The following is a 26,076-nucleotide window of genomic DNA, read 5'->3' as shown; positions in this document are numbered from 1 at the left end:
CCCCGTCAGTGACGGATTAAAACACTAACAGCATTAAGCAGGCAAACACCGGCACAGCTGCGGTCAGGCTATCGATACGATCCAGTATCCCACCATGACCAGGAATCAAATGACCACTGTCTTTGATTCCCGCTTCACGTTTAAACATACTTTCGGTCAAATCGCCGAGTACCGAGGCCAATGCCGCAACCACGGAACAGATTAACAGTATTTCTGGGATGATATCCAACGGAGCATATCGACCAAATAACCATGATATCAGAGCTGATGTCAGTAAACCGCCAATTAATCCTTCCCACGTTTTACCCGGTGAGACTTTAGGCGCTAATTTATGTTTACCGAATAATTTACCAAACATGTAAGCGCCAGAATCGGCTCCCCACACCAAGAGCATCACATACAGCAGCCACCAGGCGCCGATATTGTGATCCTGTTCATAGCCATACTGGCGCAGGGCAACCATACCCCAGAAGAATGGGACAATGGTCAGAATGCCGAAAATTATACGTAACAGACGTGAGTCGCGCCAGACCGTTGCAGAACGTGGATAGGTCAGTACCAACAGTAATGCTGCAATCCACCACCCCATAGAGAGCCAGAGAGGCACACTCACCTGTGGAAGATGAGCTGAATGCTGGTACGCTGGTAGGCTAAGCAGCATTGATATCAGTAAAAAGCCACAAAGTATGGCTAACCAAATACGCTGAGAACGACTGGCAAACCCGGCTAATTGCCCCCACTCCCATGCCGCAAGCATACAGACGACAAGAGTGACAATAGCAAAACCAACCGGCGGAAGCAGGAATAGTGCACCAATGACAACCGGAATCAAAATCAAAGCAGTTATGAGACGATACTTCAGCAAAAGTTCCCCCTAGGATGCAGTGGCATCGATAGGTGTAGTTCCCCCGAAGCGACGCTCGCGTTGTGCAAATGCATTCAGCGCACCTTCAAAGACATGTTCATCAAAATCAGGCCAGAGTACATCAGTAAAGTAAAGTTCAGCATAGGCGATTTGCCATAACAAGAAATTACTGATGCGATGTTCACCACCGGTTCTGATCACTAGATCTACCTCAGATTGTTCATGTAGGCAGATATATGAGTTTAGCGACTCTTCACAGATATCTTTAGGTTGCAATTCTCCTCGCTGTACCTGCTCAGCTAAGTGACGCACTCCCTGAATAATATCCCAACGGCCACCATAATTGGCAGCAATGTTAAGTTTCAGACCGTCATTATTTGCCGTTAACTCTTCTGAGCGACGGATCCGTTGCTGCAAACGTTCACTAAATCGACTGATATCACCAATGACCGATAAACGAACATTATGTTTATGCAGACTTTTTACTTCGCTGTCCAGCGCGCGAACAAAAAGTTCCATCAGTGCGGTGACTTCTTGTGCAGGGCGATTCCAGTTTTCACTGCTAAAAGCATAAAGCGTGAGCGCATCTAACTGATGAGTGGCAGCAAAACTGACCGCCCGACGAACTGATTTCACTCCCGCTTTATGACCGAAGACCCTTAATTTACCCTGTTTTTTAGCCCAACGCCCATTACCATCCATGATGATAGCAACATGGCGTGGAGTCAGGGGTGACAAGTTAGCCCTATCTTCATTTACAGACGACATAATGCGAACTCATTTCCTCAATAAATCAGTTGTTCGTCCCGAACATTAGGCAGCAAGCGCACAAAAAAAGCCGTGTACCAAGTCACGGCTTCTCAAGTGACAGCCAAAATAGACGGTTTAAATACCTATTGGGCCACTAATCAACAGTCTATCTGTCCATTGACGGTGCAGACTATATCATCTCAGCCTTGCCCTAACAAATTCCCACATCAGCCTACGAGGCTTTTAATTATTCAATTTTGCTATTGCTTGAACGGCTGCATCACGGGCTTTACGGTCAATCACCAATACCTCATCTACACTGGCTGGCTCTGGTAATGATAACTGCTCCACTACAATACGATTAATGACTGCAATGTCGGTGAAACGAATTCTCGAATCTAAAAATGCCATGACAGAAATTTCATTGGCGGCATTCAGTGCTGTGGTTGCGGCCTGGCCTGCATTAGAAGCATCGATAGCCAGCTTCAGGCAGGGATAACGTTGATAATCCGGCTCAGCAAAAGTCAGCTCGCGTATTTTGCAGAAATCCAGCGGCGCAACGCCTGAATTCACGCGCATTGGGTACGCCATCGCATGCGCAATAGGTGTCCGCATATCTGGGGTACCCATCTGTGCCAATACACTGCCATCATGGTAACGCACCATCGAATGAATGACAGATTGAGGATGTAAAATAACCTCCACCTGTTCCGCGCTAGCGTTAAATAACCAGCGCGCCTCGATATACTCTAGCCCTTTGTTCATCATTGTCGCAGAGTCGACCGAAATCTTACGCCCCATAGACCAGTTTGGATGCGCGCAAGCCTGGTCTGGAGTGACATCTGCGAATTGCGCTAATGGCGTTTCGCGCAGTGGGCCACCAGAGCCTGTTAAGATAATGCGGGAAACACCATTATCACTCAGTGAAGAATAGCCTAATTGAGACTGAACCTTTTCAGGTAAACTCTGAAAAATAGCATTATGTTCGCTGTCGATGGGCAGCAATTGCGCACGACTGTACTTCACTTCATCCATAAAAAGCTTGCCGCAGGTAATCAGCGACTCTTTGTTAGCCAGTAATACTTGTTTACCTGCACGGATAGCTGCCAGCGTGGAAGGCAACCCTGCGACGCCAACAATAGCAGCCATCACCTGATCGACATCGTCTATCGCCGCCAGTTCACATGCCGCTTTCTCGCCGGAATAAACCTCAGTTCGTGCACCATTTTCAGCCAATAACAGGCGTAACGCTTTAGCCGAGGTTTCATCGGACATAGCTGCATAACGGGGGGAAAATTCGAGACATTGTTGCGCCATCTGGTGGACATTGCGACCAGCAACCAACGCGGTGATTTTGAATAATTCGGGATTAGCGCGCACAACACCCAGAGTGCTGTTGCCGATGGAGCCTGTAGAACCAAGAATAGTCAGTTGCTTCATGAGAGTGCTCTGAATAACTGTTTTTATGATAGGCGAGGCATTCACCAACCTGCATAGCAGGCAGTATAACGATTATCCCCAAACCCAACTTATGGCGTTTTACTGCCGATAACATTTTGTTTTAATGACATATTGATTGAATGAAGTATCAATTCAATAAAACATTGGGCCATCTAAAAACAAAGCGCCGCCTAAGCGACGCTATGTTGTTGTCGGTGAAGATTAGAAATCCATCAACTCGGTTTCTTTGGCCGCCAATGCTGCATCAACTTTCTTGATGAAAGCATCAGTCAGCTTTTGTATATCGTCTTGAGAACGACGATCTTCATCTTCACTGATCTCTTTATCTTTCAACAAAGCTTTCACTTTTTCGTTTGCATCGCGACGCACGTTACGGATAGAGACACGGCCCTGTTCTGCTTCTGCGCGTACAACTTTAATCAAGTCCTTACGACGTTCTTCAGTCAATGCTGGCAGTGGAACACGAATAACAGTGCCCGCAGAAGAAGGATTCAGACCTAAATCAGAGGTCATAATCGCTTTCTCAACAGCGGCGCTCAGGCTGCGGTCAAAGACGGTCAACGCCAGAGTACGGGAGTCTTCAACAACGATGTTAGCCAACTGGCGCAATGGCGTAGCGGTGCCATAATACTCAACCTGAATGCCATCAAGAATGCTCGGAGAAGCGCGACCAGTACGAATCTTACTAATATGATTCTGGAAGACTTCTAAGCATTTCTCCATGCGTACTTCGGTATCTTTTCTAATTTCGTTAATCACGTTGTGAACCCTTGAAAACTGGTTACTTGTCAGGCCATAACTTAAGTATAGCCGGTGAATATACAAACCAACAGTTGCTGGCTAGAGGGGCAAACGTTCAATCCAGATGCCCCTGACAGTACGGGAAGTCGCTTATTTAGTTACCGCTACCACTTCTTTAGTGATCAGCGTCCCTTCATTCTCACCCATCACCACGCGACGTAAAGCGCCAGGTTTATTCATATTAAAGACACGAATTGGTAAGTTGTGGTCACGGGCCAAAGTAAAGGCTGCCAGATCCATAACTTTCAACTCACGCTCTAAAACGTCCTGATAGGTTAACTGCTCGTACAGTGTTGCGTCAGGATTTTTCACCGGATCTGCGGAGTAAACCCCATCGACTTTTGTTGCTTTCAACACAACATCAGCTTCAATTTCGATACCACGCAGACAAGCCGCTGAATCTGTAGTGAAGAATGGGTTACCCGTACCCGCAGCAAAAATAACCACACGGTTGTGGCGCAGCAGGCTGATTGCTTCAGCCCAGCTGTAATTATCACACACACCATTAAGTGGAATAGCAGACATCAGGCGGGCGTTCACATAGGCACGGTGCAGTGCATCTCGCATTGCCAGGCCGTTCATTACGGTAGCCAGCATTCCCATGTGGTCGCCCACTACGCGGTTCATCCCAGCTTGTGCCAAACCGGCACCGCGGAACAAGTTACCACCACCAATCACCACACCGACCTGAATGCCCAATTCGACCAGCTCTTTCACTTCTTGAGCCATGCGATCCAAAACGCTTGCGTCGATACCAAAACCTTCTGCACCTTGCAGGGCTTCGCCACTAAGCTTAAGCAGGATACGCTGATATACGGGTTTTGCATTGGTTGCCATGGTGTTCTGTCCTAAGCAGCAGTAATAATATTGGAGACTTGACCGTCAGGGTTTCAAAGCAACTTTGGGCGTTGAAAACTGACCTGCCAAGTTTATACCCTGGATAATTCGAGCGGCAGAGAGACAATAACTGAGCGAATTCCTAGACGCTTACATCAGTAAGTGACCAAGGTGAACGGCGGCAGTCAACGCACCTGTAGCTTGAAGTATAACGGGTATCGAATGGATAAAATGGAACCGCCTGGTGGCGGCTCCATTTTTAGCATTAAGACTGTTTGCTCATTGCTGCAACTTCAGCAGCAAAGTCAGTCTCAACTTTCTCAATGCCTTCGCCCACTTCAAAGCGGATGAAGTTTACAACGTCAGCGTTGTTCTCTTTCAACAGATCGCCAACAGTTTTGCTTGGGTCCATAACGAAGTTCTGACCAGTCAGAGAAACTTCGCCGGTGAACTTACGCATACGACCTTCAACCATCTTCTCAGCAATTTCACGTGGCTTGCCGGATTCGATAGCGATGTCCAACTGGATTTGGTGCTCGCGAGCAACAACTTCAGCAGGAACATCTTCTGGCTTAACGTATTCAGGCTTGCTTGCAGCAATGTGCATAGCAATGTGCTTAACCAGCTCTTCATCAGCGCCAGTTGCCGCAACCATAACACCGATACGTGCGCCGTGCAGGTAAGTACCCAGAACATCGCCTTCCAGAGCAGCAACACGACGAATGTTGATGTTCTCACCGATTTTAGCAACCAGGTTAGCGCGTTGTTCTTCAAACTTAGCTTTCAGAACGTCGATATCAGTGATTTTGTCAGCCAGAGCTGCGTTGATAACTTCTTCGCCGAATGCTTTGAAGCCAGCATCTTTAGCAACGAAGTCAGTTTCGCAGTTCAGTTCCAGAATCACACCGAATTTACCGTCGGCTGATACTTTAGCCAGGATGATACCTTCAGCAGCGATACGGCCTGCTTTCTTGGCAGCTTTAGCCTGACCAGATTTACGCATATTGTCGATGGCAAGCTCGATGTCGCCGTTAGCTTCAACCAACGCCTTTTTACATTCCATCATGCCTGCGGCAGTACGCTCACGCAGTTCTTTTACCAAAGCAGCGGTAATAGCAACCATTTCAATTTCCTCGGTTCTCTTGTGAAAACAAGATCTCACATTAGATACGCAAAGGGGGCCTATAAAAGGCCCCCTAACCAACATATTTCAATACCTGGTTAATAAGGGCTCACGACGAGCCTGACTTATTATTCAGCTTCTACGAAGCTTTCTTCCGCTTGAACGGCCAGATCTTGAGAACGACCTTCCTTGACGGCATCAGCAACAGCATTCAGGTACAGTTTAACTGCACGGATTGCGTCATCGTTACCTGGGATGATGAAGTCAACGCCATCTGGATCGGAGTTAGTATCAACGATAGAGAATACCGGGATACCCAGGTTGTTAGCTTCTTTGATAGCGATGTGTTCGTGATCAGCATCAACAACGAACAGTGCGTCTGGTAAGCCGCCCATGTCTTTGATACCGCCCAGGCTGTTTTCCAGCTTGTTCAGTTCACGAGTACGCATCAGCGCTTCTTTTTTGGTCAGCTTATCAAAGGTGCCGTCTTGAGACTGGATTTCCAAATCTTTCAAACGTTTGATGGACTGACGAACAGTTTTCCAGTTAGTCAGCATCCCGCCCAACCAGCGATGGTTCACGAAGAACTGGTCGCAGTTGTTGGCAGCTTCTTTTACCGCTTCGCTTGCTGCGCGTTTAGTACCAACGAACAAGATCTTACCTTTACGGGAAGAGATCTTTTTCAATTCAGCCAGAGCTTCGTTGAACAATGGTACGGTCTTTTCCAGGTTGATGATGTGAACTTTGTTACGTGCGCCGAAGATGAAAGGCTTCATTTTCGGGTTCCAGTAACGGGTCTGGTGACCGAAGTGAACACCGGCCTGGAGCATGTCGCGCATGGAAACAGTTGCCATGATTAAAACCTCTATAGTATCAGTTGGGGTTATGCCTCCACGTGTCCCATAACGCCGACCCCATAAGCGATTGATGATAATCAAAAACTTTAGGGCACCCCGGCGTATGTGTCGACACGTGTGTGTTATTTACACATATGAGTGCGATTGGTATTACTCGACTAAACAACGCCTTCTAGCCAGAACATGTCCGGGAAGAGAGTGCGGTTCGCCGGCGCGCTTTATACCATAAACAGCCACAACACACCAACTTTTGTTGTATTTAATGTCGTCACTGCAAACGAAAGTTTGGCAGCAAATTGCTGGGCTGGTACCATTAGCAACAGATTTTTTATTAATCGATATTCACCTGCTTATTCATATCTATTTACTAACGGCGGCTGGTCATTTATAGCCCCTACGGACACTTTTGCATGGCAATCTCAATCAAAACACCTGAAGATATTCAAAAAATGCGCGTTGCTGGCCGCTTGGCTGCTGAAGTGCTGGAAATCATTGAGCCTCACGTAAAACCAGGCGTCACCACCGGTGAACTTGATCGTATTTGTCACGACCATATCACCAATCACCAGCAAGCCATTTCAGCTTGTCTCGGCTATCACGGCTTTCCAAAATCAGTTTGTATTTCAGTAAATGAAGTCATTTGCCACGGGATTCCAAGTGACGAAAAAGTCCTGAAAGATGGCGATATCGTCAATATCGACGTTACCGTGATTAAAGATGGTTTTCATGGCGACACATCAAAAATGTTTATTGTCGGTAAGCCAACCATTCTTGGTGAGCGCTTGTGCCGTGTGACACAAGAGAGCCTGTATCTGGCCATCAAAATGGTTAAGCCGGGTATCCGTCTGCGCACTTTGGGCAAAGAGATCCAGAAGTTTGTAGAAGCAGAAAACTTCTCAGTAGTACGTGAATATTGTGGTCACGGCATTGGTGAAGGTTTCCATGAGGAGCCACAGGTTCTGCACTATGATGCTGATGATGGTGGTGTCGTGCTGCAAACGGGCATGGCCTTTACCATTGAACCTATGGTCAATGCTGGCGATTACCGGATTCGTACCATGAAAGACGGTTGGACAGTAAAAACTAAAGATCGCAGCTTGTCGGCACAGTATGAGCATACTATTGTGGTAACTGATAACGGCTGCGAAATAATGACGTTGCGCAAGGATGACACCATCCCCAACATCATAACGCACGAGTAATAATGATAAGCCGGCAGCCGCCGGCTTTTTTATGGGCTGCGTCTTTTACCAGGTAAACATATGTCTGACAATCACACCGAGCACTCTGTACCACCCGCGGTAACGAAGGTCATTCCTGAGCAGCCCGCATCACCGGCAACCTATCTTGATAGCGAGCTTAATTGTCCAGAACTCAAGCAGCGATTGGAAACTTTCCAGTCCTGGTTGGCTGATGCATTCAATGGCGGAATCAGCGCGGAGACATTAATTGCTGCGCGCAGTGATTACATTGATCGCCTGTTAGGCCGACTGTGGACATTCTATGGCTTCGATGACGTGCCAGAAACCGCGCTGGTCGCCGTCGGTGGCTACGGCCGTGGCGAGCTGCACCCGCTATCAGATATTGATGTGCTGATTCTGTCCAAACAGCGCCTCAATGACGAGCATGCACAGCGCGTCGGCCAGTTGATCACCTTACTCTGGGATCTGAAACTGGAAGTCGGCCACAGTGTGCGCACTCTGGAAGAGTGTTTGCTGGAAGGCTTGGCTGACCTCACCGTTGCTACCAATATGATTGAATCGCGCCTCATTTGTGGCGATGTTGCTCTATTCCTACAGATGCAAAAACACATTTTCAGCGACAATTTCTGGCCCTCGCCAAAATTTTTCCATGCCAAAGTAGTGGAGCAACAAGAGCGGCATAAACGTTATCACGGCACCAGTTATAATCTGGAACCGGATATTAAAAGCAGCCCCGGCGGATTAAGGGATATTCATACTCTTCAGTGGGTTGCCCGTCGCCATTTTGGTGCGACGTCGTTGAGTGAGATGGTTGATTTTGGTTTTCTCACTAAAGCCGAGCGCAACGAACTGATTGAAAGCCAAAGTTTTTTGTGGCGCATCCGCTTTGCCTTGCATTTGGTACTGACCCGCTACGATAACCGCCTGCTGTTTGACCGCCAACTGAGTGTTGCCCAACTTTTGCAATATCAGGGTGAAGGGAATGAGCCGGTCGAACGCATGATGAAAGATTTTTATCGCATGACTCGCCGGGTCAGTGAGCTGAACAACATGCTGTTACAGCTATTTGATGAAGCCATATTGGCGCTGGATGCCAATGAGAAACCGCGGCCGCTGGATGATGAATTTCAATTACGTGGCGATTTAATCGATTTGCGTGATGAAAATCTGTTTGTTGAGAAACCTGAAGCCATTATGCGCATGTTTTATCTCATGGTGCGCAATCAGGATATTAAAGGTATTTACTCCACCACTGTGCGCCGTTTACGCCATGCCCGTCGTCACCTGAAGCAGCCATTATGTAATATCCCTGAAGCACGCAAACTGTTTATGGCCATTTTACGCCATCCGGGTGCCGTTTCCCGAGCGCTGCTACCTATGCATCGCCACAGTGTACTGTGGGCTTATATGCCACAGTGGGGCAGTATTGTCGGGCAGATGCAGTTTGACCTGTTTCATGCTTATACCGTCGATGAGCACACAATCCGTGTGTTACTTAAACTCGAAAGTTTCGCTGATGAAAGCACCCGCCCACGCCACCCTCTTTGTGTCGAACTTTATCCGCGCTTACCTCAACCTGAACTATTGCTGCTCGCGGCGCTATTCCACGATATAGCCAAAGGACGAGGGGGTGACCATTCAATATTGGGCGCGCACGATGTACTGGAATTTGCCGAACAGCATGGGCTGAACTCACGTGAGGCCCAGCTTGTTGCCTGGCTAGTCCGTTGCCATTTATTGATGTCAGTAACCGCTCAACGTCGTGATATTCAAGACCCGGCGGTGATACAGCAATTTTCAGCAGAAGTACAAAGTGAAACCCGCTTGCGCTATTTAGTCAGCCTAACAGTAGCTGATATTTGTGCCACCAATGAAAACCTGTGGAATAGCTGGAAACAAAGCCTGCTGCGCGAGCTCTATTTCGCTACAGAGAAACAGCTGCGTCGCGGTATGCAAAACAGCCCTGATTTACGCGAACGCGTCCGCCATCATCGGCTTCAGGCGTTGGCACTGCTGCGCATGGATAATATTGATGAAGAAGCGCTGCACCATATCTGGAGCCGCTGTCGGGCGGATTATTTCCTGCGTCATTCACCCAATCAATTGGCCTGGCATGCTCGCCATCTACTGGAACATGACTCGACAAAACCATTGGTATTGGTCAGCCGCCAGGCTACTCGTGGTGGGACCGAAATCTTTATCTGGTGCCCTGATCGCCCGTCGTTGTTTGCCGCTGTGGTGGGTGAGTTGGATCGCCGCAACCTGAGTGTTCATGACGCACAGATTTTTACCAACCGAGATGGCATGGCGATGGATACCTTCATTGTATTGGAACCTGATGGCAGTCCATTAGCGCAAGATAGGCACCCTATTATCATCCATGCCTTGCAGCAAGCGATGACTCGACAAAACTATCAACACCCACGGGTAAGACGCTTATCGCCCAAATTACGCCATTTCAGTGTACCGACTGAAACCAATTTCTTACCAACACATAACGAACGCCGAACTTATCTGGAGCTTATTGCTCTAGACCAGCCAGGCTTACTGGCACGCGTCGGTGACATTTTCGCTGATTTAGGGTTATCACTGCATAGTGCGCGTATCACCACAATCGGCGAGCGTGTTGAGGATTTATTTGTGTTAGCTGATAAGGATCGCCGTGCCTTAAGCATTGAAACGCGTCGTGAATTAGCACAACGGTTGACAGATACCCTCAATCCAAACGATAAACTGTGATACAAATAACTTTTTAGTCATTAATTTACTTACAATCGACCCCCAAGATCATTGACGTTATTGCTCACACTGCAATGGCTTCAAGTACGAAGGGTATAACATCAGGAAAGAACAGGATGCAGCAACTACAGAACGTTATTGAAACCGCTTTCGAACGCCGTGCAGATATCACTCCGGCGAATGTTGATACCGTCACGCGCGAAGCGATTAACCATGTAATTGATTTACTGGATACCGGTGCTCTGCGGGTGGCAGAAAAGATTGACGGTCAGTGGGTTACCCATCAGTGGCTGAAAAAAGCCGTGCTGCTATCTTTCCGTATCAATGACAATCAAGTCATGGAAGGTGCAGAAACGCGTTACTACGATAAAGTCCCAATGAAGTTTGCTGGCTATGATGAAGCCCGTTTCCAACGCGAAGGTTTCCGTGTCGTACCACCAGCAACCGTGCGTAAGGGCGCATTCATTGCGCGCAATACTGTACTAATGCCTTCCTACGTTAATATCGGTGCCTTTGTTGATGAAGGCACCATGGTCGACACATGGGCAACAGTGGGTTCTTGCGCACAAATCGGTAAGAATGTTCACTTGTCTGGCGGTGTTGGCATTGGTGGCGTGTTGGAGCCACTGCAAGCTAACCCGACTATTATCGAAGACAACTGCTTTGTCGGCGCACGTTCAGAAGTGGTCGAAGGGGTTATCGTTGAAGAAGGCTCGGTTATTTCCATGGGCGTATTTATCGGTCAAAGCACCCGTATTTATGATCGTGAAACCGGCGAAATCCATTATGGTCGCGTTCCCGCAGGCTCTGTCGTCGTTTCAGGTAATCTGCCATCAAAAGATGGTAGCTACAGCCTGTACTGCGCGGTTATCGTGAAGAAAGTGGATGCGAAAACCCGTGGAAAAGTCGGTATCAATGAGTTATTACGCACCATCGACTAAGATTGAAGATAGCGGGCTAATCCCCCGCTATTTTTTTGCCTTGTGAGTTAATCACATTTTTTGGCGAAAATTACCGTCATAATCATAAACTGTGGAATATATACCTATAAGGGTGGCGCTATGTATGACAATCTGAAAAGCTTAGGAATCACACAACCAGAAGATGTCGATCGCTATAGCCTGCGTCAGGAGGCCAATAACGACATTCTGAAAATTTACTTCCGCAAAGATAAAGGTGAGTTTTTTGCTAAGAGTGTGAAGTTCAAATACCCACGCCAACGCAAAACTGTGGTTGCTGATAATGCGGGTCATGGCTACAAAGAAATCAATGAAATCAACCCAAATCTACGCTATGTCATTGATGAACTTGATCAACTGTGCAAACGCGATCAAGTTGAAGTTGATTTGAAACGTAAGATTCTGGATGACTTGCGTCATTTAGAGAGTGTAGTGACCAATAAAATTGCTGAAATTGAAGCTGACCTGGAAAAACTGACCAGCGGTCGCTAAATAGGTTGTATCACTAAAGTCATTGGTGTTGCAGGTGAATAAACATCGCTCTCACCTGCAACTTCATGAGTTAAGGATTAATACCCTAAATAGTTCGAGTTAAAGCATGGTGGGTATAATTATTGAAATAAACAGTTATTGAAATAAATAATTATTGAAGTAGACGGCCCCACTGCTCCACCCACGAAGCTGAAACAACCTCAGGTTCCGGATGTTCAATAGCATCAATCTCTAGCCTTTCGCCAATCCTCGTCGCACCCTGCTCTTGTAATAACTCATCAAATGCACGACCGGCTCCGCAGAAATTATCATAACTGCTGTCACCCAACGCAATGATGCCATAGCGCAATTCTGGTTGGAATCCAACCTGATCACGCACGGCGATGAAGAGCGAAGCAATGCTATCTGGGAAATCACCCTGCCCGGTTGTCGAGGTCACCACCAGTGCATAATGTTGACGATAATACTGCCAGGCCTCTAAAGTGCCCTCATCGAACACTTTGACCTCATGCCCTTGTTCTTTCAGTATGCTCTCGGCTTCTTCTGCAACTAAGAGTGAGTTACCGTACACAGTGCCGACAAAAATCCCGACCTGAGCCATAAAAAGTTGTCCTTTTAACGAGAAAAATCACGCACTATCCTGACTGGCCGTTGCTGCAAACTCAACCCTTTCAAGATGAGGGACAATACCCAGCCAACCAAAATGTGACATCAGCTGTTGCCAGGATTCATCCCAACGCGCAGTCAAACTGAGCGACTCTCCGGTCACAGGATGATTCAGATGCAAATGACTGGCATGAAGCATGAGCCGCGAGCAATCAAAATGTTCTGCAACTCCACGATTCTGACGCAGATCGCCGTGGGCACTGTCACCGATGATCGGATGGCGAATATGCGCCATATGTCGACGAAGTTGGTGTTTGCGGCCCGTTTCTGGTTTTAACTCCATTAAACTAAAGCGCGAAGTGTCATAGCGCCCAATAGCAATAGGCACTTCCACTTGAGCCAAGGCCTGATAATGGGTAACTGAAGGCTGTGGTGCTTTATCGGGGCGAGCAAATTTATCCGCAATCTTGTCTAACTCTTCAGTCATCTCATAATCAATAGTGCCATCTTCTAGCACGTATCCACGAACGACCGCATGATAGGTTTTCTGAATCTGATGCTGTTCAAATTGCAACGAAAGGGCACGAGCCACATCGCTGGACAGTGCCATCAGCAGTACACCCGATGTCGGGCGGTCCAGGCGATGAACGGTATAAACATGCTGGCCAATTTGATCACGTACTGTTTGCATGACAAATACGGTTTCATTGCTATCCAGCCAACTGCGGTGAACTAACCAGCCGGCTGGTTTATTTACCGCAACTATATGTTCGTCTTGATAGAGTATTTCCAGCATTAGTGATTTTCTTTATTCAGCAGGTCATCGAGACGCTGTAATTCTACCAGCAGCAAGGTGCAATCCGGGCGATCCTCGCCAGTCAGCGCTTCTTCAAAGTAGGGTGTAATAGCAAAACGAGTGGGGAGTGGCCCTTTCGATTCCAACAATGCATACATCCGAGGGATAAGTACCCATTGTAACCACTGCTCAGCATCCATAGTATCAATGCTAAAAGGCTCATTACTTTCAAAAGCCTCGGCTTGTGGTGGAACTGTTTGCCAAAGATCAATGGCCCGCATGGCAAACTCAATATTCTGTAGGCTCTGGCGCACCTGATTTTCTGTATTCATGATTATGCTCTCAACCAAAAAATAACTATTCACCGAGCTGGTTCAACGGCGGCCAAGCATACCATTGAAGAACAAGATGCCCAAACTCACACCCTAGACGACTGGAGTAGATTGAGCAAAATGTGGATAAAAAAAGGGGTACTGTTTTACCAGTACCCCTCTATTCGTTTCATAGCAATCCAGCTAAAAGTGATGCTCCCTGCTCAATCCTTGAAAACTTTTCCGTGCGGTTATCCTAACCAGCAATCCGTCGCGTTGTCCTACACCATCCCAGTGCCAATCCTGAAGTTATCCTAACCCACCAATCATCCTGAACTGGCTCTCAATCTCCATCCTGGAGGTGTCCTTTGTTTCTTCCTGAAACATCCCTTCACTCATCCTAAGCAGTCCCTGAGTCCTTCATCCTGAAGTGGCACCATCCTGATACCGTCCTTTCCGCCAGATCCTATCGGGCGAGTAAAGGATCGCTTAATCGACAAAGAGAGGCAAGGTACTGTAAGAAGAATGGGGAGGATGCTTTTATATATAAAAAAATGAATGTTTGTAACAAAGTGATTTTATTGAAGATAAATCTAATACAATAATTTCACATAAAAGGAATAGAAGTGATGTCTCACAGCTCGTGTGAGAGATCTCTCACACGAGCTGTGCTGGGATGGGCAATAATCTTATCTTTATTCAGGAAATACAGGACGTAATGCATCCAGAAAATGAGCAAGAGTCGATGCCAGTAATGTCCGTTTACCGCTACCAAACTCCTCTAACACCACATTGCCACTAACATTACACAGTGAGGCCATGGTCATTTCCGATTCCGTTGTTGCTAAAAACAGTGTTGGCGAGAGTTTCAGTCTTTTCTGTGTCACCAAATGGCCAATGAGATTTTCCTGTAAACGAATGAAATCGTCTTCGCTCCAAACCTGAAGCAAGGTAAAGCGGTGATCACCTAAATCAGCTTTCATATCCCCGGCATATTGCTGGGTATAAAACTCATGGATATCTGGATGAAGCTGAATCTCCAGTGCTCGTTCAACATTGGCAAGATTAGCTTCACCAACAAAAGGCTGCGGCAGCCAGAACACCTGATTATCCTGAGTTTCTATATTACAGGGAGAAGGTACCCCATAAAGCTCCTCACTGGCAGGTGGCCGCCCGGTTTGCTGCTGCCATAAGTCAATATAGCGCTGAGTAAAGCTCTTAAGTGCCGTTGAAACGTTCTGGTCCATTGTTATTCTCTGTATCGCGGCGGCTTGCGCTGCACCAAGGTAAAGGCGTTACCCTACTTAGAAATGCAGTTAAACGCGGCATTAATTGATAAACTACCGCTATTGTACCTTTCTCTCATCATGGGAACAGCATGTCTTCATATCAAGACCACAAGGCTCTGGCGGAACTGACGCTGGGCAAACCCACCGCGTATTGTGATCACTATGACGTGACCTTATTGCAGGCCGTGCCACGCAGTATGAACCGCGAACCTCTCGGTTTATATCCCGATAATCTGCCCTTTCATGGCGCTGATATCTGGACGTTATATGAGCTATCCTGGCTAAACAGTAAGGGCTTACCACAAGTTGCTGTAGGTGAAATTAGCCTAAATGCTGAGAGCGTTAATCTCATTGAGTCAAAAAGCTTTAAACTTTACCTCAACAGTTTTAACCAAACAGCGTTTACTGACTGGGAAAGTGTGCGCACTACTTTGCAACAGGATTTATCCGCCTGTGCCCAAGGAGAAGTGAGTGTCACCCTATACCGTCTGGATGAAATGACACATCAACCGATAGCCAACTTCTCGGGAGAATGTCTGGATGAGCAAGATATCTGTATCGATAGTTATGAATTCAATGCCGATTATCTGCAAGGTGCAGCAGGTAAAAACTGCGTAACAGAGAGCCTGGTCAGCCACTTGCTAAAATCTAACTGTCTGATAACTCACCAACCAGATTGGGGTTCTGTCCAAATAAGCTACAGTGGCCCGCAAATTAACCGCGAAGCCTTACTGCGCTATCTGATCTCTTTCCGCCATCATAATGAGTTTCACGAGCAGTGTGTCGAACGCATTTTCAATGACATTATGCGTTTCTGTCAGCCCGAGACACTATCAGTTTATGCGCGCTATACCCGTCGCGGAGGGCTGGATATCAATCCATGGCGTTCCAATACTGATTTTGTGCCATTGACTGGCCGCCTGGCGCGACAATAAATGCGTACACCTGCGCAACTTTATCACCAGCAGCACGTTAGTATTGGCAAAAAGTAAGCGACGACGTTAAGGTTATTTATAGGTTCCTTATGCTATTTTCAGTATAAAAATCAGTAATGGATACTTAGTGGTCTCTCTGATATTCCACGGAAAACAGAAAGCAGCACTCTGATACATAGGCACTACCACCCTTAGGGGTGTAAAGGAGTAACTTTGATTACACATGTCAGCCCACTCGGCTCAATGGATCTGTTATCACAGTTCGAAGTGGATATGCTCAAACGTACAGCCAGTAGTGATCTGTACCGTTTATTCCGTAATTGCTCATTGGCTGTTCTTAACTCAGGTAGTCTGACTGATAACAGCAAAGAGCTTTTATCTCGCTATGAAACCTTTGATATCAATGTGCTACGCCGCGAACGCGGTGTCAAACTCGAACTGGTTAATCCACCAGAGCATGCTTTTGTTGATGGTAAAATTATTCGCTCTTTGCAGGCAAACTTGTTTGCAGTCTTACGTGACATTCTGTTTGTTAATGGTCAAATCGTAAACGCCGAGCGTTTCCAACATCTGAATATGGAAAGCTCCAACCATTTGACCAATTTGGTCTTTTCAATTTTGCGTAATGCCCGTGCCCTGCATCTTGATGAAGATCCGAATATGATTGTGTGCTGGGGCGGCCATTCAATCAATGAAACCGAATATTTGTATGCCCGTAAAGTCGGCAACCAGTTAGGTTTGCGTGAATTGAATATCTGCACCGGCTGTGGGCCGGGAGCCATGGAAGCACCGATGAAAGGTGCCGCAGTGGGTCATGCCCAACAACGTTACAAACAAGGCCGCTTTATCGGTATGACCGAACCATCAATCATTGCTGCAGAGCCACCAAACCCGTTAGTCAATGAACTGATTATCATGCCCGACATTGAAAAACGGCTAGAGGCCTTTGTTCGTATCGCTCATGGCATCATTATTTTCCCTGGTGGCGTGGGAACAGCAGAAGAATTGCTCTATTTGTTAGGTATTCTGATGAATCCGGATAATAAGGAGCAGGTTTTACCCCTGATTCTGACCGGGCCAAAAGAGAGTGCAGATTACTTCAGAGTTGTGGATGAATTCATCATGAATACTCTGGGCGATAAAGCACGTGAATACTACCAGATAATTATTGATGACCCGGATGAAGTCGCTCGTCAGATGAAAAAAGCGATGCCATTGGTGAAAGAAAATCGCCGTAATACCGGTGATGCTTATAGTTTCAACTGGTCTATGCGTATCGAGTCGGACTTGCAGCACCCCTTTGAACCGACTCATGAGAACATGGCCAACCTGGACTTGTCCCACAACCAACCCCCAGAGAAGCTGGCTGCTGCATTGCGCCGCGCTTTCTCCGGTATTGTTGCGGGTAACGTTAAAGAAGTGGGTATCCATGCCATTGAAGCTCACGGGCCATTCAAGTTGCATGGTGATCCTCTACTAATGAAACATATGGACCAGCTGTTGCAAGGTTTTATTATCCAACAGCGGATGAAATTACCAGGCAGTGCTTATACACCTTGCTATGAAATCTGTAGTTAAAGAATAAATACCCCTCAGCGATAGCGCTGGTAAGGACTTCCGGCTGGCGCTACCTGAAGGTTATTTGAGCACCGTCAGGTGCGCTCTTTATAGCAAAGCAGGGCCAATAAAATAGCCCTTATGGGATAGGTTTTAAGACCGTTAATGCAAATCCACCTTCTTATTGTTGATGCCCTTAACCTGATTCGTCGCATTCATGCGGTGCAAGGTTCACCTTGTGTGAATGCTTGCCAGCATGCACTGCAACAGCTTATTTCACATAGCCAGCCAACCCATGCAGTCGCCGTTTTTGATGAAGATGACCGCTCGGATAGTTGGCGTCATCAATCTCTGCCTGATTACAAAGCGGGCCGCTCACCGATGCCAGATAATCTGCAACAAGAGATGCCGCTGATCCGTGAAGCATTTCACTCATTGGGGGTTAATTGCTGGAGTTCGCCGGGCAATGAAGCTGATGACCTTGCAGCGACGTTGGCAATAAAAATTGGTGAGGCCGGGCACCAGGTCACGATTGTTTCAACCGACAAAGGCTATTGCCAACTGTTGGCGCCAAATGTTCAGATTCGCGATTACTTCCAAAAACGCTGGTTGGATATGCCGTTCGTCAAGCAGGAGTTTGGCGTTTTACCGCACCAATTACCTGACTACTGGGGGCTCGCTGGGATCAGTAGTAGTAAAATTCCGGGAGTCGCCGGTATTGGAGCAAAAACTGCCGCGCTGTTATTGCAACAAGCCAGCTGCCTGGAGGAACTCTATCAGGAGCTAGACTCGGTGCCAGAGAAATGGCGTAAAAAGTTGCAACAGCATCAGGAAATGGCCTTTATTTGCAAACAAATAGCGGCCCTGAAAACTGATTTACCATTAAGTGGCAACTTGCAACAGCTACGTTTGAATCGATAATATCAGCATAAAAAATGAAGGGGCCATCTGGCCCCTTGCGTGTATACCCGTCATACTTCAAGCTGCATGTGCGTTAGCTACGCTCAATAACCCGAATCACTTACGACAGTAAGCTCATCGGGGTTATCTCCCTTGCCGCCTTCCTGCAACTCGAATTATTTAGGGTATATATCACCAAATTTTAAAAACGCTCATCACGACGGCCCGGCACACCAGACCAAATACGCCGCACATGCACCGTAACTTCTTCGCGGTCATGATAGAGCTGCTTAGCCTGAATATGGGCATTAATACCATTTTCTTTTAGCTGTTCATCAATCATTTCCAGATTTTCTGAAACAACTTCAAAACGCTTTTTCATCGGTAACTTCAGGTTAAAAATAGCCTCACGACACCAACCATTGACCAGCCATTTAATAATAAGTTGGGTGACTTTAGCCGGTTTTTCCACCATATCGCACACTAACCAGTAAATATTGCTACGTGTTGGCTCATATTTAAAACCGTCTACGCGATGGTGCGTAACCTGCCCGGTATCCATCAAACTTTGTGCCATCAAGCCATTATCAATGGCCTGAACCATCATGCTGCGTTGCACTAACTGATAAGTCCAACCACCGGGACAAGCTCCTAAATCGACAGCATGCATACCACTGGCTAAACGCTCTTCCCATTCATCTGCGGGGATAAACACATGGAAAGCTTCTTCCAGTTTAAGAGTTGAACGGCTTGGGGCATCAGATGGGAACTTAAGGCGCGGGATCCCCATATAGAACGGGGAGTTATTGTTGCTATAAGAATAACCAACATAACAACAACCCGATGCAATAAAGAATACATGCACCACTGGCCGATGAGGATTCTCACGGGCAGACAGAATTTTTTGCTCACGCATTGCATTACGCAACGGCACCGTCAACTTACGGCAAAACTTAAGTAACTCTTTGCTTTCATTGGTGTCAGCAACTTCAACTCGCAGTTCACCGGCTTTCTCGACAACACCGGTTAACATACCAACTATTGGCGATACGCGATCTTCCGGCGGTAAATCTTTCAGTAGCTCACCCACAACCATCATTTGGCGGGCGAAAATCAATTCGCGGAATGGCACTTCACGAATCAAACGATCCGCATCTTCCAACTGATAACATTCAAACAGCACATAACCGCTATTTTCTTTTACCCGAGCGAAACCAAAGATTTCGAGCTGTGCTGCTTTGGCGGTAATTTCCGCCGCACACTCTTTCTCAAAACCTGAGCGGCAATATAAAGCAATTTTATTATTCATGGCGTTCTGCCCTTTTTCTTAGACGCAGCGCGCCAATCAACATCAAAATCCATCCCGCCAGAAAACATACTCCGCCCACTGGCGTGATATATACCCACAATTTCAGGTGCGATAGAGCCAGGCAGTATAAACTGCCACTAAATAGTAATATTCCGAGTGCTAACAAGGCACCACTCCAGTAAAACCAGATACTTATCTGCCGTTGCATGGCAACAGCGAGTGCCAGGATAGCCAGTGTATGGAATCCCTGATACTCCAGCCCAGTATGAACCCAAGCCATTTCATTCGCCCCCAAAGAGGCACTCAATACATGCGCCCCAAAGGCACCGAAAGCAACATAGAAAAAACCGCTCAAGGCAGCAAATATCAGCATTAAACGACCATTCATCGTCATAAACCTTAAATTAATATCGCCTAATAATTAAAATTAGTTCTCGTAGCGAAAGCGTAGCTTTTCCTGCTCGCTAGCCGCTCTTGCCAGTATCCACTGACGAAAGGCGGCTATTTTACCCAGTTCTGCCTGACTGTCATGACAAACCAGATAAAAAGCATTTTTACTCACTAGCACATCACTAAACGGGCACACCAATCGACCCGCTTCAATTTCAGATTGCGCCATCACGTTATTCACCAACGCAATACCCTGACCATGCACAGCAGCCTGAACCACCATCGCACTGTGGCTAAATATCGGACCTTGCTGCACATTAATCTGTGGCACACCCAATTGACGGGTATACGCCATCCAATCTCGGCGGGAAGTATCATGCAACAGGGTGTGATTAGCCAGATCTGCCGGTACTTTTAATCCATTCTCGCCCATTAGCAGGCTGGGAGCACAAACAGGAAGCAAGAATTCGGCATACAGGCGTTCAGTACGCAACCCGGTCCAATTTCCCCGGCCATAAAATATCGCCACATCGACATCATCAGCGAGTTTATCCTCTTCTCGGTCTACCGCCTGAATTCTGACATCAATACCCGGATAAGCCGCATTAAATCCAGACAGACGAGGAACCAACCATTGGATAGCAAAACTGGGGGGAAGACTGACGGTCAGAGCACCTTTAGCACTACGTGCCTGCAATTTACGAGTGGCTTCATTGATAGAGGTAAAAATCTCTTTGATGTCGAGGTAATAACTCTGCCCTTCTTCGGTCAGCAGCAAAGAACGGTTACGCCGACGGAACAGTTTTAGTCCGAGAAAATCCTCCAGTGACTTTATCTGGTGGCTAACAGCGGCTTGCGTGACAAATAATTCATCAGCCGCTTTAGTAAAACTCAGGTGGCGTGCGGCCGCATCGAAGACCCGCAAGGCGTTCAGTGGTGGTAATCGTTTTGACATGAATTGGATACTTTTTTATAACGGCTCATCTTCAGATGAAACCCTTTGTTTACTTATTAGTTTTTGTAATCCGAGACATTATAAATTGTCCGTTGATGATGCGCCAGCAAATACCTATAGTGGCGGCACTTCCCAAGCCGGAACGAAAAGTAGGTTTAGTATCCAGGTACTGAATTGCTTTTGGCTTTGTGGTTGTGATGTTGTGTTTGCAAATGGTCTGGTGTGCCAGACATAGTAGCTAAGCTACTGTTTTTTTTCACTTCCTGTACATTTACCCTGTCTGTCCATAGTGATTTTATGCAGCACCGCTATTTTCGCGGTGCTTTTTTTTGGCCTTATTTTTAGAGCCTGCTTACTTCTTTTCAAAAACTAAATGTAAGCGCCACTTTGCATTGCACATAGTTATGCTTAAATTTAAGTTGTTGTCGCGGGTTTCCAAACCGGATCAGGCTTCTTTTTGAGAACAACTTCGCAGTTTAACTACTTGCCCTCAGCCATTTCTTTGACCTCTGAACGATTAATTTGCTGTTCGGTGCCATTGGCATCGGTATAGCTTATCATCCCAGTTTCATCATCTACTTTAGGTTTACCATCAGCAACGATAGTGCGACCATCGTTAGTGTGCATGACATAGTTGCTTGAACACGCTGCTAAAGTAAAAGTGAGCATAAGTGCAGAGATTACGGCAGCTGTCTTTTTCATGGGTGACTCCTTGCAGATTAAAATGCTAAAAAAATCGTTTCCATTACCAGACAAATGGTTATGTCCGTTACTATTCAGCATAACCCGCTTGAGACATATTGCCAGCCACCAAAGCCATTAGTGGGCTAATTGTGGCTAAAATGAGACAGTTCCGAAGTGAACCAAAGGATGCGAACAACAGAATGAAGTCTTTTAATCCAACGGATTTTCGCCAGGAATTTCCGGCAATTAACGATGAAATAATCTATCTGGACAGCGCAGCGACGGCCCTGAAACCGCACGCTATGATTGAAGCGACCCAGTTATTTTATCAGCAAGACGCCGCAACGGTGCATCGTAGTCAACATCAATCGGCATTGTCATTGACCGCTCGTTTTGAAGAAACCCGCCAGCAGGTAGCTGACTTTATCAATGCGCCAGACGCAGAAAATATCATTTGGACTCGCGGTACAACTGAAGCCATTAATCTGGTAGCGCAAAGTTATGCTCGCCCTCGCCTACAGGCTGGGGATGAAATTATTGTTAGCGAGGCAGAACATCATGCCAACTTAATACCCTGGCTTATGGTTGCCAAACAAACGGGTGCTCGAATCATTAAGTTGCCTATCGGTATGGATCATCTACCCAACCTATCGTTATTGCCGCAGTTATTTAGCAATAAAACCCGCATCCTGGCGTTAGGTCAGATGTCTAATGTGACAGGCGGTAGCCCACAATTAGCAGAAGCCATTGAACTCGCTCATCAACATGGCTGCATCGTTATGGTCGATGGCGCGCAAGGCATTGTTCATAGTCCAGCAGATGTTCAAGCGCTTGATATTGATTTTTATGCTTTTTCCGCCCACAAATTGTATGGGCCAACCGGTATTGGCGTACTGTATGGCAAATCTGAACTGCTAAAAGAAATGCCCGCCTGGCAAGGTGGCGGCAAAATGCTAACCCATGCCTCATTCGGCGGTTTTACGCCCCACGAAGTACCCTATCGCTTTGAAGCTGGAACTCCTAATATTGCTGGCGTGATTGGTTTATCGGCCGTGCTCAGTTGGCTCGAACACATCGACCTGGGCGAAGCCGAAACTTATAGCCAAAACCTGGCGACATTAGCGGAAAATAAACTGGCTCAATTGCCGGGCTTTCGTAGCTTCCGTTGCCAGCAATCAAGCTTGTTAGCATTCACTTTTGATGGTGTTCATCACAGCGATTTAGTGACGTTATTGGCAGAACAAGGGATCGCGCTACGCGCTGGACAACATTGTGCTCAACCATTAATGGCAGCATTGGGGGTAAGCGGTAGCCTGCGCGCTTCATTTGCGCCTTATAATACAGAAAACGACGTTGAAACTTTGTGTACGGCGATCGCTAAGGCACTGGAATTATTGCAAGATTAATCGCTAATAAGAGAAAAAAATGATGATTGCCCCACACCCCTTTGGTCACGATATCACTGCTGCCAATCTGCTTGAGACATTCAGTGCTCATAAACAGTGGGAAGATCGCTACCGCCAGTTAATCCTACTGGCCAAACAACTTCCGCCATTGCCCGAAGCATTAAAACAAAATGAACTGGAGCTAACGGGGTGTGAAAACCGCGTGTGGCTGGGTCATGAGTACTTACCGGATGGTCGTTTACATTTCTACGGTGATAGCGAGGGCCGTATTGTTCGTGGGTTGCTGGCCGTTATTCTGACCGCCGTGGAAGGCAAAACCCCGCAGCAGGTACTGACAGAAGATCCCTTGGCACTGTTTGAGCAATTGGGGTTACGGCAGCAATTAAGTACCTCGCGCGCCAGCGGTTTACAAGCACTGGCGCAGGCTGTACGGGCGATTGCGGCTAAATATGTTCAATGATGGCTATTGCCCCTGACGGGCGGCTTTCGCCATCATTTTCTTCAATGCATGGGACACCGCAACAAAGCCAAACGTGGCGGTGACCATCGTGGCCGAGCCAAAACCGGAGGTACAATCCATCTTTTTCGGCCCTTCAGCAGTGCTGCGCGACGCACACACAGAACCATCACTTTGCGGGTAAACTAATGGCTCACTGGAGAACACACAGTCGATTCCCAATTTGCCTTTGCTGTTTTTCACTACGTTAAAATCACTTTTTAGCCTTTCACGTAACTTTGCCGCTAACGGATCCTGAATGGTTTTCGCCAGATCCACTACCTCAATGCGAGTCGGATCAATTTGCCCGCCGGCACCACCGGTGGTCACTACCGGGATTTTATACCGACGGCAATAGGACAGCAGTGCTGCTTTGGGGCGAACACTATCAATAGCATCAATAACATAGCTAAAGTTTTTATCTAAAAGCTCGGCAACATTATCCGCAGTAATAAAATCATCAATACAAGTCACTTGGCATTCAGGATTGATAGCTAAAATACGCTCAGCCATCACTTCTGTTTTGGCCTGCCCGACATTGCTGCGTAAAGCATGGATCTGACGATTAGTATTTGTGACGCAAACATCATCCATATCAATCAAGGTGATCGCACCAATACCTGTACGCGCCAGTGCTTCAGCTGCCCATGAACCCACGCCACCGATACCGATAACACAAATATGCGCCTGCGAAAAAAGTGTCAGCGCTTGCTGCCCATAAAGGCGAGCAATGCCACCAAATCGCTGTTGATAAGCTTCGGAATAGGCTGTGTTCATAGACTTGTTACCTTCATAACTTATTACCTTTATAGCCTGTAAAAATAATACGAATACAAAAGCGGCCAATTGGCCGCCTGAGAAAGAGGTGAATCAATCACATCAACCGCTGACCTACTGGCCTTGATTCCTGACTAATAGTGAGGAACCATCACCTGATTGAGCTGTTGCTTTGCCACTTTGATAAGCGGTAAACAGCGGCCCATTACTTTGCGCATTTTTTAACACCCAAACGCGGCCATAATGGTTATAGAAGCCAGCAGCTTGCCCTGCTTCGTGACCAATCCCCTGATAAATATCAAAATGTTGGCCTTTAATTGCGCCACCGACATCCAGCGCCACCATTAAACGCATCTGATATTGGCCGGTAAATTTACCCTGATTATCCAATAAAGGAACTTCGGCCAATAGTGTTGTGCCCGGTGGAATCAGTGAACGATCAGAAGCAACCGAGGCTTTGGCAATCAATGGCACAGCGCTGGCTCCTTTCACCGGCGCATACATTTCCGGTTTGAAGAACACAAAGGATGGGTTCTGCTCTAATAACTCTCTGACCTCAGCTTCACTGTGAGTTTCAGCCCAATGACGGATAGCCTGCATCGACATATCCGCTTTTGCCACTTCCCCACGGTCAATCAGCACTTTGCCAATGCTGCGATAAGCATGACCATTCTTCCCCGCATAACCGAAGAAAGTCAGTGGTCGCCCATCACCATAATCAACATATCCACTGCCCTGCACCTCCATCATAAAGTTATCTACCAGCGAATTGGTGTAGGCGATAACTAAATTTTTGCTATCCAATGCGCCTGCATATATAGCTGCGCGATCAGGTAGACGCCCCTTTCCTTTAGCAGGCATGCGATAAAGTGGATGGCGGAATTCGCCTTGTGGGGTATAGCGAGCCTGAAGCACCGGCGTGTAGTAACCGGTAAATTGTACATTACCGAAATTATCCACCCCTTCCATCTGATAAGCATTCAAACCAAACAGGCTTAACTTACTGGTATCTGCTCCGGCTAACATCCAATTTTCCACCGCATTGAATGTACTACTGTTGCGGCTATACAGACCCGGTGAAGATTGGTTAATCACTTTCACCTGATCAGAGAAATCTTTGGCATTGACTGGCTTACCTGTTGCGTGTGGTTCATTCACTAACTCCAGTGGATGCTCCAAACGCCCATCTTTATATTGCTGCCCACGATCGGTTGGCCGAGATTGGCAACCTGCCAGAACAGCAATCATTATTCCACTCAGTAGGTATTTGCCCCAACGACTTGTCATTTCACGCCTTCTCTTCTCTTACTTACTTTTATCTACCGGCGAACGATAACAAACGCCTATAGATAAAGGAATCAGCATGCAGAAAAAAATCCCCTGACGCTGTTGTGGGGAAAAAGGAAACAGATAGTTGATAAATTAATCGAAAAACCATTTTTACCATAATTAAGTGGCAAAACTACTTGCAACAGATCTCATCCAGAGTATAGTGCGCTCAATCGGACGCGGGGTGGAGCAGCCTGGTAGCTCGTCGGGCTCATAACCCGAAGGTCGTCGGTTCAAATCCGGCCCCCGC

Annotated in this window: 26 protein-coding genes; 9 read left to right on the top strand and 17 right to left on the bottom strand. The window is 47.0% G+C overall.

Annotated features, from left to right (window positions below; genetic code table 11):
- Positions 1-16: 16 nt before the first annotated feature.
- The 7 genes from cdsA to rpsB all read right to left on the bottom strand — a co-directional run bounded on the left by cdsA (position 17) and on the right by rpsB (position 6,691).
- On the bottom strand, positions 17-865 hold the full coding sequence (gene cdsA, locus QSV56_RS20695; RefSeq protein ID WP_019078904.1) for a phosphatidate cytidylyltransferase: 849 nt from the start codon (positions 863-865) through the stop codon (positions 17-19).
- A gap of 9 nt (positions 866-874) precedes the next feature.
- Complete coding sequence (gene ispU, locus QSV56_RS20690; RefSeq protein ID WP_005173219.1) at positions 875-1,633, bottom strand: (2E,6E)-farnesyl-diphosphate-specific ditrans,polycis-undecaprenyl-diphosphate synthase; 759 nt, start codon at positions 1,631-1,633, stop codon at positions 875-877.
- A 225-nt stretch (positions 1,634-1,858) separates the two neighbouring features.
- The gene (ispC, locus tag QSV56_RS20685; RefSeq protein WP_019078905.1) at positions 1,859-3,055 is read right to left on the bottom strand and encodes a 1-deoxy-D-xylulose-5-phosphate reductoisomerase; all 1,197 of its coding nucleotides are present in this window, start codon (positions 3,053-3,055) and stop codon (positions 1,859-1,861) included.
- Between the two features lie 222 nt (positions 3,056-3,277).
- Positions 3,278-3,835, bottom strand: a complete 558-nt coding sequence (gene frr, locus QSV56_RS20680; RefSeq protein WP_005164052.1) for a ribosome recycling factor — start codon at positions 3,833-3,835, stop codon at positions 3,278-3,280.
- Positions 3,836-3,967: 132 nt separating this feature from the next.
- Complete coding sequence (gene pyrH / locus QSV56_RS20675) at positions 3,968-4,714, bottom strand: UMP kinase (RefSeq protein ID WP_019078906.1); 747 nt, start codon at positions 4,712-4,714, stop codon at positions 3,968-3,970.
- Positions 4,715-4,979: 265 nt separating this feature from the next.
- Positions 4,980-5,837, bottom strand: coding sequence for a translation elongation factor Ts (gene tsf / locus QSV56_RS20670; protein ID WP_005173227.1), 858 nt, complete (start codon positions 5,835-5,837; stop codon positions 4,980-4,982).
- 128 nt (positions 5,838-5,965) lie between these two features.
- Positions 5,966-6,691, bottom strand: a complete 726-nt coding sequence (rpsB, locus tag QSV56_RS20665) for a 30S ribosomal protein S2 (protein WP_005164055.1) — start codon at positions 6,689-6,691, stop codon at positions 5,966-5,968.
- Positions 6,692-7,104: 413 nt separating this feature from the next.
- Here rpsB and map point away from each other — a divergent pair, with 413 nt between their 5' ends.
- From map to QSV56_RS20645, 4 genes are all read left to right on the top strand, one after another.
- Positions 7,105-7,896, top strand: a complete 792-nt coding sequence (map, locus tag QSV56_RS20660; RefSeq protein ID WP_016266399.1) for a type I methionyl aminopeptidase — start codon at positions 7,105-7,107, stop codon at positions 7,894-7,896.
- A 60-nt stretch (positions 7,897-7,956) separates the two neighbouring features.
- A complete protein-coding gene (gene glnD, locus QSV56_RS20655; protein ID WP_050158356.1) occupies positions 7,957-10,635 on the top strand; it encodes a bifunctional uridylyltransferase/uridylyl-removing protein GlnD in 2,679 nt (892 codons plus the stop codon).
- Positions 10,636-10,751: 116 nt separating this feature from the next.
- Positions 10,752-11,576, top strand: coding sequence for a 2,3,4,5-tetrahydropyridine-2,6-dicarboxylate N-succinyltransferase (gene dapD, locus QSV56_RS20650; protein WP_004391708.1), 825 nt, complete (start codon positions 10,752-10,754; stop codon positions 11,574-11,576).
- Between the two features lie 120 nt (positions 11,577-11,696).
- A complete protein-coding gene (locus QSV56_RS20645; RefSeq protein ID WP_005164058.1) occupies positions 11,697-12,086 on the top strand; it encodes a DUF3461 family protein in 390 nt (129 codons plus the stop codon).
- Between the two features lie 151 nt (positions 12,087-12,237).
- On the opposite strand, the gene QSV56_RS20640 is transcribed toward QSV56_RS20645, so the two are convergent.
- The 4 genes from QSV56_RS20640 to syd form a co-directional block, all read right to left on the bottom strand.
- Entirely contained in the window at positions 12,238-12,687 is a 450-nt protein-coding gene (locus QSV56_RS20640; RefSeq protein WP_005164060.1) for a flavodoxin, read from the bottom strand.
- 27 nt (positions 12,688-12,714) lie between these two features.
- Positions 12,715-13,488 (bottom strand): tRNA pseudouridine(65) synthase TruC, encoded by a 774-nt coding sequence (truC, locus tag QSV56_RS20635; protein WP_005164062.1) that lies wholly within the window; start codon positions 13,486-13,488, stop codon positions 12,715-12,717.
- A complete protein-coding gene (locus QSV56_RS20630; RefSeq protein ID WP_019078909.1) occupies positions 13,488-13,820 on the bottom strand; it encodes a YqcC family protein in 333 nt (110 codons plus the stop codon). The genes truC and QSV56_RS20630 overlap by 1 nt, the downstream gene beginning before the upstream one ends.
- 674 nt (positions 13,821-14,494) lie before the next feature.
- Complete coding sequence (gene syd / locus QSV56_RS20625) at positions 14,495-15,046, bottom strand: SecY-interacting protein (protein WP_019082469.1); 552 nt, start codon at positions 15,044-15,046, stop codon at positions 14,495-14,497.
- A gap of 131 nt (positions 15,047-15,177) precedes the next feature.
- Here syd and queF point away from each other — a divergent pair, with 131 nt between their 5' ends.
- The 3 genes from queF (at position 15,178) to xni (ending at position 18,501) form a co-directional block, all read left to right on the top strand.
- Positions 15,178-16,023, top strand: coding sequence for an NADPH-dependent 7-cyano-7-deazaguanine reductase QueF (gene queF / locus QSV56_RS20620; protein WP_019082468.1), 846 nt, complete (start codon positions 15,178-15,180; stop codon positions 16,021-16,023).
- Between the two features lie 213 nt (positions 16,024-16,236).
- Positions 16,237-17,601 carry a nucleotide 5'-monophosphate nucleosidase PpnN gene (gene ppnN / locus QSV56_RS20615; RefSeq protein WP_019078913.1) on the top strand — a complete coding sequence of 455 codons (1,365 nt, stop codon included), beginning with the start codon at positions 16,237-16,239 and terminating at the stop codon, positions 17,599-17,601.
- A gap of 144 nt (positions 17,602-17,745) precedes the next feature.
- Positions 17,746-18,501, top strand: a complete 756-nt coding sequence (gene xni, locus QSV56_RS20610) for a flap endonuclease Xni (protein WP_046050351.1) — start codon at positions 17,746-17,748, stop codon at positions 18,499-18,501.
- A 181-nt stretch (positions 18,502-18,682) separates the two neighbouring features.
- Here the strand turns inward: xni and rlmM are convergent, their stop codons facing one another.
- The 4 genes from rlmM to QSV56_RS20590 all read right to left on the bottom strand — a co-directional run bounded on the left by rlmM (position 18,683) and on the right by QSV56_RS20590 (position 21,836).
- Positions 18,683-19,789 carry a 23S rRNA (cytidine(2498)-2'-O)-methyltransferase RlmM gene (gene rlmM / locus QSV56_RS20605; RefSeq protein ID WP_005173248.1) on the bottom strand — a complete coding sequence of 369 codons (1,107 nt, stop codon included), beginning with the start codon at positions 19,787-19,789 and terminating at the stop codon, positions 18,683-18,685.
- Entirely contained in the window at positions 19,782-20,177 is a 396-nt protein-coding gene (locus QSV56_RS20600; RefSeq protein WP_005173250.1) for a DUF423 domain-containing protein, read from the bottom strand. Before QSV56_RS20600 ends, rlmM begins: the two co-directional genes overlap by 8 nt.
- A gap of 39 nt (positions 20,178-20,216) precedes the next feature.
- Entirely contained in the window at positions 20,217-21,134 is a 918-nt protein-coding gene (locus QSV56_RS20595; protein ID WP_005166353.1) for a transcriptional regulator GcvA, read from the bottom strand.
- Positions 21,135-21,614: 480 nt separating this feature from the next.
- The gene (locus QSV56_RS20590) at positions 21,615-21,836 is read right to left on the bottom strand and encodes a YgdI/YgdR family lipoprotein (RefSeq protein WP_005166349.1); all 222 of its coding nucleotides are present in this window, start codon (positions 21,834-21,836) and stop codon (positions 21,615-21,617) included.
- 182 nt (positions 21,837-22,018) lie between these two features.
- On the opposite strand from QSV56_RS20590, the gene csdA reads away from it, so the two are divergent.
- Entirely contained in the window at positions 22,019-23,224 is a 1,206-nt protein-coding gene (gene csdA, locus QSV56_RS20585) for a cysteine desulfurase CsdA (RefSeq protein WP_019078915.1), read from the top strand.
- A gap of 19 nt (positions 23,225-23,243) precedes the next feature.
- Positions 23,244-23,684, top strand: coding sequence for a cysteine desulfurase sulfur acceptor subunit CsdE (csdE, locus tag QSV56_RS20580; protein ID WP_019078916.1), 441 nt, complete (start codon positions 23,244-23,246; stop codon positions 23,682-23,684).
- 3 nt (positions 23,685-23,687) lie between these two features.
- On the opposite strand, the gene tcdA is transcribed toward csdE, so the two are convergent.
- Positions 23,688-24,497, bottom strand: coding sequence for a tRNA cyclic N6-threonylcarbamoyladenosine(37) synthase TcdA (tcdA, locus tag QSV56_RS20575; RefSeq protein WP_019082464.1), 810 nt, complete (start codon positions 24,495-24,497; stop codon positions 23,688-23,690).
- 114 nt (positions 24,498-24,611) lie between these two features.
- Positions 24,612-25,784 (bottom strand): murein transglycosylase A, encoded by a 1,173-nt coding sequence (gene mltA, locus QSV56_RS20570; RefSeq protein WP_019078918.1) that lies wholly within the window; start codon positions 25,782-25,784, stop codon positions 24,612-24,614.
- Positions 25,785-26,076: the final 292 nt, after the last annotated feature.

It is taken from the genome of Yersinia sp. 22-579 (assembly GCF_030433455.1).
GTDB lineage: Bacteria > Pseudomonadota > Gammaproteobacteria > Enterobacterales > Enterobacteriaceae > Yersinia > Yersinia enterocolitica.
This window is presented reverse-complemented; position numbering and strand designations above follow the sequence as displayed.